This is a genomic window from Kitasatospora sp. NPDC048296, assembly GCF_043201815.1.
Taxonomy (GTDB): Bacteria; Actinomycetota; Actinomycetes; order Streptomycetales; family Streptomycetaceae; genus Kitasatospora.
Genome location: NZ_JBICZB010000202.1, coordinates 1 through 1,716, shown reverse-complemented (window position 1 = coordinate 1,716; position 1,716 = coordinate 1). Strand labels below are relative to the sequence as shown.

Here is a 1,716-nt window from a genome sequence, read left to right as displayed (position 1 = left end):
CTAGGAGCGTGGGTCAGTAAGCGGCAACCCGCGTGTGGCTTGTGATCATTCGTACGAGATGATCCTGGTATGCGTGATCAGGAGGGGTTGTTCGAGGCCGAGCCGGGCGAGCCGAAGCAGCGGCAGGCGCGTGCGGTGGCGGTGGACAAGCGGTTCCGGGCGTTCGACCCGCACCAGGTTCTGCTGCTGCCGCCGTCGCTGGACGACTGGCTGCCCGAGGACCACCTGGCCCGGTTCGTCGCCGATCTGGTCGACGAGGTCCTCGATCTGTCGCCGGTCCTGGCCGACTACACCGAGAAGCGCGGCTTCCCGCCCTATGACCCCCGCTTGATGGTCCGCCTGCTGATCTACGGCTACACCACCGGCGTGCGCTCCTCCCGGGCGATCGAGCGCCGTTGCGTGGACGACGTCGCGTTCCGGTTCCTGGCCGCCGACCGGGCCCCGGACTACCGCTCGATCGCCCGCTTCCGCCGCCGCCACCTGGACGCACTCGCCGACCTCTTCCTCCAGTCGCTGCACCTCGCGCAGAAGCTCGCCATGGTCAAGATGGGGCGCGTCGCCCTGGACGGCACGAAACTGGAGGCGAACGCCTCCAAGCACAAGGCCATGAGCTACGGCCGGCTCATCGGCAAGGAGGAAAGGGTCGAGGCCGAGATCGCCACCCTGGAAGCCAAGGCCCGCGCGCTGCTGGCCGACGCCGAGGCCACCGACACCGCCGAGGACCGGATCTTCGGCGTCGACGGCAAGGACGTCGATCTTCCCGCCGAGCTGGACCGCCGCGAGAAGCGCCTCGCCAGGCTGCAGGCCGCCCGCGCCCAGATCGAGGCCGAGGCCGCAGACAAGGCCCGCCGCCACGCCGAGGACAAGGAACGCCGCCGCCAGGAACGCGCCGGCACCGAAGACGAGCAGGCCGTCGCCGCCGCCGGCGAGAAGGCCGCCGCGAAGGCCAGGCCGAAGCCGAAGGCCCAGGCCAACTTCACCGACCCCGACTCGCGGATCATGAAGAACAGCGACGGCGCCTACATCCAGGCCTACAACGCCCAGGCCGTCGTCGACGAGCAACACCAGGTCATCACCGCCGCCGACGTGACCTGCAACGCCTCCGACGCGCTGAACTACACCACGATGCTCGACCAGTCCGCCCACAACACCGGCATCCACCCCAAGCAGGCCCTCGTCGATGCCGGGTACTGCTCCGAGACGAACCTCGAAGCCGCGAAGGAGCGCCAACTGTCCCGCGGCACCGACACGTTCATGGCCACCGGCCGACTTTCCCACGACGAGCAGATCCCGCCCGCACCCCGCGGACGCATCCCCGACAACGCCACCTTGAAGGAGCGGATGGCCCGCAAACTGCGGACCAAACCAGGCCGGAAGGCCTACAGACGCCGCAAAGCCATCGTCGAACCCGTCTTCGGGCAGATCATGACCTGCCAGAGTGGCCGCCAGCTCCTCCTGCGCGGCGAGGACGGCGCCCGCGGAGAGTGGCGCCTGCTGGCCGCCTGCCACAACTTCCGCAAGATCTTCCGCCACACCGGACCGGCCGGCCTCGCCACCGCGCTCGCCTGACCGTCCCGCCCACCGGCCCCCACCCCGACCGACTCCCACGCTGACAGGCCCGACCACCGGCGCGGCGAGCACGGACCGGGCGACCGCGACCGATCGCGGCGATCAAACCCACCCGGCCAGTTGCTCGTTACCGACCCACGCTCCTAG

General features: G+C 70.0%; 1 protein-coding gene. It reads left to right on the top strand.

Features of this window, described 5'->3' with window-relative positions; translation table 11 throughout:
* Positions 1-87 precede the first annotated feature (87 nt).
* Positions 88-1,569 carry an IS1182 family transposase gene (locus ACGF12_RS38470; protein ID WP_393041283.1) on the top strand — a complete coding sequence of 494 codons (1,482 nt, stop codon included), beginning with the start codon at positions 88-90 and terminating at the stop codon, positions 1,567-1,569.
* Positions 1,570-1,716 lie beyond the last annotated feature (147 nt).